The organism is Pantoea sp. CTOTU49201, from assembly GCF_032054795.1.
GTDB lineage: Bacteria > Pseudomonadota > Gammaproteobacteria > Enterobacterales > Enterobacteriaceae > Pantoea > Pantoea symbiotica.
The window spans coordinates 1-3,749 of the sequence record NZ_DAMBSA010000437.1; the positions used below are offsets into that span (position 1 = coordinate 1).

General features: G+C 59.3%; 4 protein-coding genes and 1 pseudogene. 4 read left to right on the top strand and 1 reads right to left on the bottom strand.

What is annotated here, in order from left to right; all coding sequences use genetic code 11:
• The 4 genes from RTY00_RS21630 to RTY00_RS21645 form a co-directional block, all read left to right on the top strand.
• The coding region (locus tag RTY00_RS21630; protein ID WP_312666145.1) for a hydantoinase B/oxoprolinase family protein at positions 1-912 on the top strand (912 nt) is incomplete at its 5' end.
• A 3-nt stretch (positions 913-915) separates the two neighbouring features.
• The gene (locus tag RTY00_RS21635) at positions 916-1,725 is read left to right on the top strand and encodes an SDR family oxidoreductase (RefSeq protein WP_312666147.1); all 810 of its coding nucleotides are present in this window, start codon (positions 916-918) and stop codon (positions 1,723-1,725) included.
• Positions 1,726-1,733: 8 nt separating this feature from the next.
• Positions 1,734-2,885, top strand: a complete 1,152-nt coding sequence (locus RTY00_RS21640; protein ID WP_312666149.1) for a pyridoxal phosphate-dependent aminotransferase — start codon at positions 1,734-1,736, stop codon at positions 2,883-2,885.
• A 30-nt stretch (positions 2,886-2,915) separates the two neighbouring features.
• Positions 2,916-3,536, top strand: a complete 621-nt coding sequence (locus tag RTY00_RS21645) for a helix-turn-helix domain-containing protein (protein WP_312666151.1) — start codon at positions 2,916-2,918, stop codon at positions 3,534-3,536.
• Positions 3,537-3,609: 73 nt separating this feature from the next.
• On the opposite strand, the pseudogene RTY00_RS21650 reads toward RTY00_RS21645, so the two are convergent.
• A pseudogene (locus tag RTY00_RS21650) lies at positions 3,610-3,749 on the bottom strand (transcriptional regulator); the annotation flags it as partial.

Consider the following 3,749-nt stretch of genomic DNA (forward strand, 5'->3'; position numbering starts at 1 on the left):
CATCTCAACGTGGCAGTGATTGTTGATGGCAGCAACATCACCATCGATTATGCCGGTTCGTCGGCGGAATCGCTGTTTGGCAGCAACTGCCCAATGTCATTCACCTATGCCTACAGCGTCTATCCGCTGAAATGCCTGCTTGAGCCGCATCTGCCGAATAACGAAGGCTGCTTTAAATCCATTACCGTTACCGCGCCGGAAGGCTCGATTGCCAATGCGCGTCCGCCTTGTGCGGTGGAGATGCGTAACCGCGTCGGACACATGGCGCACGCCGCCATTTTCACCGCGCTGGCCGATATCATGCCGGATCGTGTGATGGGTCACTCGGGCAGCGCGCCGGTCACCTGCGACGTGTTCGCCGGACAGTTCGATGACGGACGCCGCTTTGTCGAAAGCCTGTGCGTCAACGGCGGCACCGGCGCGCGTCCAGCCGCAGACGGCATTGTCACCGGCTTCCCTGGCAATATGTCCTCCACGCCAGTTGAGCTGATTGAATCCGCCACGCCGCTACTGTTCCTGCAGAAATCCATCGTGCCCGATTCGGGCGGTGCCGGGCGCTATCGCGGCGGCGTGGCGCAGCGCATGGTGATTCGCAACACCAGCAAATATCCGCTCTCGCACAGCATGTTCTACTCGCGGCAAAAACACGCGGCAGGGGGCGTGTTAGGCGCGGCGGCGGGTGCGCCGAACGTTGTGGCGATTAACGGCGCATCGCTGGCGAAACCGGTTGGACGCCATGATGTGTTACCCGGCGACGAAGTCACCATTCAAATGCCGGGCGGCGGCGGCAAGATGCCGGTAGCCGAGCGCGATCTCAACGCCATCCTGTGGGATGTGCAGGAAGGTTACATCACTGAAGCGGGCGCATTGCGTGATTACGGCGTGAACCTGCATGACCTTAAAAGAGGCTAAAACATGGACAGATTAACGGGAAAAGTGGTGCTGATTACCGGCGCGGGCAGCGGGATTGGTAAAGCGGCTGCGGCCGGTTTTGCCGCGCGCGGGGCGCATGTGATTTTGGTGGGACGTCGTCAGGCGGTGCTGGATGAGGTGGCGGCGAGCCTGATCGCGCAGGGCGGTAAAGTGTCGGCTTATGCTGCGGATATCGCGCAAAAAACCGAGGTTGAGGCGCTGGTAGCGTGGGCGATTGCCGAACTGGGCCAGGTCGATATTCTGGTCAACAACGCCGGCAGCGCCAGCAAGACGCTGAATGCGCGCTGGATTGCCGAAGAGGAGTGGGATCAGGTGCAGGACGTCAACATGAAAGCGGTATTCCTGCTAACGCAGGCGTTGCTGCCCGACATGCTGGCGCGCAAAAACGGCACCATCATCACCGTTTCCTCGCTGGCGGCGCTGCGACCAAACCTGCTGGGCGGCGCGGCCTACGGCGCAGCGAAAGCAGCGGTGCGCAACTTTATGACCTATCTGCACAACACCTTTCGCAATGACGGCATCCGCTCAACCTGCATTTTACCGGGTGAAGTGAACACGCCAATCATGGATAACCGCGCCAATCCGCCGGATCAGGCGATTCGTGATGGCATGGTGCAGCCGGAAGATGTGGCCGAAGCCATTCTGCTGTGCGCCAGCTTACCGGCGCGCACCGTGGTGGAAGAACTGATTGTCGCGCCGACGGTGCTGCGCGATCTCTCCGGCGATCTGGAGATCAGCCGCTGGAAAAATGCCCCGGCAGCGTGCCAGGCCGAACGTGAAAAATCGGAATAGGAATCCTTATGTCGAGTCAAAATTTTAAAGCCGCCGAGGCGGTATTACGTGTAGAGCGCACCTCGCTGCGTGTGCAGCAACCCGCGTCGAGCGGCGATATGGTTTCTCTGGCGATGGGCGAACCGGATTTCGATACGCCGCCGCGCATCGTGCAAGCGGCAGTGGATGCGCTGCAAGCCGGTTACACCCATTACGCGCCGCTGCTCGGAGACAAAGCCTTGTGCAGCGCGCTGGCGGACGAGGTGTCCGCGCAGAGCGGCAACGCGGTGAAAGCCGGTGAAATTCTGGTCACGCACGGCGGCACCGCCGGTCTTGCGGCGGCGATTCTCTCCATCGTCAATCCGGGCGATCGCGTGGTGATCCCGGATCCAACCTATTCGCTATATGCGGATTTGGTCAATATGGCCGGTGGCATCTGCGTGCCAATGCCGTGCCGCGCGGATTTGCACTGGGATCTGGAACGTCTGGATAGCGCACTCGACGGCGCCAAACTGTTTGTGTTCTGCAATCCCGGCAATCCGACTGGCATTGTGCACAGCCGCGCCGAAATAGAAGCGCTCGGCCAACTGGTGAACCAGCACGATACGCTGGTGATCGCCGATGAAGCTTATAGCGATCTGGTGTTTACCGATCGTCCCTTTACCTCGGTGCTGCATATTCCCGCTTTTGCCGGACGCACGCTGTTCTGTCAGACTTTCTCCAAAAGTTACGCCATGACCGGCTGGCGCGTGGGTTATCTGGCGGGACCGGCGGAGATGATTGCTGCCGCAGCACGCGTGCACAATACGGTGAACGGATCGGTGAACAGCGCGGTGCAGCGTGCGGCGCTGGTGGCGCTGACGCAGTGTAAAGATGACGTAAAACGTATGTATGATGTCTACCGCCAGCGTCGCGTGCTGATGATGGAAGGATTGTCGGCGATTCCAGAGCTGAAGCTGAATGAACCCGAAGGCGCGTTTTATTGCTTCCCGGCCTATTCGTTGCCGATTCCGGCGATTGATATGGTGTCGCTGCTGCGCGAACAGGGCATCGCGGTGCGGCCTGGCAGTGAATTCGGCGCGGCGGGCGAAGGGCATTTGCGCCTCTCTTACGCTGCCAGCAGTGAAGCCATTACTGAAGGTGTGCGCCGTTTGAAGCGCGGCCTGGCCAGTTTCAAGTAACATCAGCACGTTTAAGGAAGCACACCCACAATGACGGGAAAACCGATGCGCAGTGATACCGAAAGAAACCGCAAGAACCTGATTCAGGCAGCAGCCCGTTTGTTCGAGCGCTCCGAAACCCCGATAAGCATGACGGAAATCGCCGCAGAAGCGGGCGTCTCCGTGGCCACCGCCTATCGTCAGTTTACGTCGGTAGAAGAGGTGCTGAATGCGTATCGTCAGGACGTGGGGCAACTGCTGCTGGATTACAGTCTCGAGCAAAGCTGCAGTGGCTTACTCAAGCTGGAAAAAGTCAGCCGTTACTGGATCAAACTGGTGCGCGAGCGCGGCGCGGCGATGGTGCCGATGCGTAACCGTCGCGGCTATCTGGAACGTTTATGGGAAGGCGCGGAATACCTGTTAGTGCAGGCCGACGCGCTGCGCCCGGCGTTGCGTGAAGCGATGGCGGAGATGGAACTGCCAGATATTGGCGACAAGGCGGTGTTCCTGTGGAATATCCTGTTCGATCCGCGCGAAATCTTTGATTTGCTCGACACGGTAGGGCTGACGGAGAAACAGGTCGGCACCCAGCTGATGTCGGTTCTGGTCGGCGGTTTACGCGGCTTCGCCACCGCGAATGAATTCATCGCCGAAGCCAGCCGCGGTAAATAGTTTGTATGGCTCAGCATCACATCACCGGCATTCCGTAGCGGCGCAATGAATTGCGCCGCTACGTGGTGTGAAATCAAACAATCAAATCAACGTGCTCGCCTCCCGGCATTTTTACACCCAGCGTCAGTTCGCCGCCCAGCGCTTCAACATAGCGTTTCAGCGTAGAGATTTTCAGTTCGGCACCGCGCGACTCCATCGCTGCCACAGAAGATT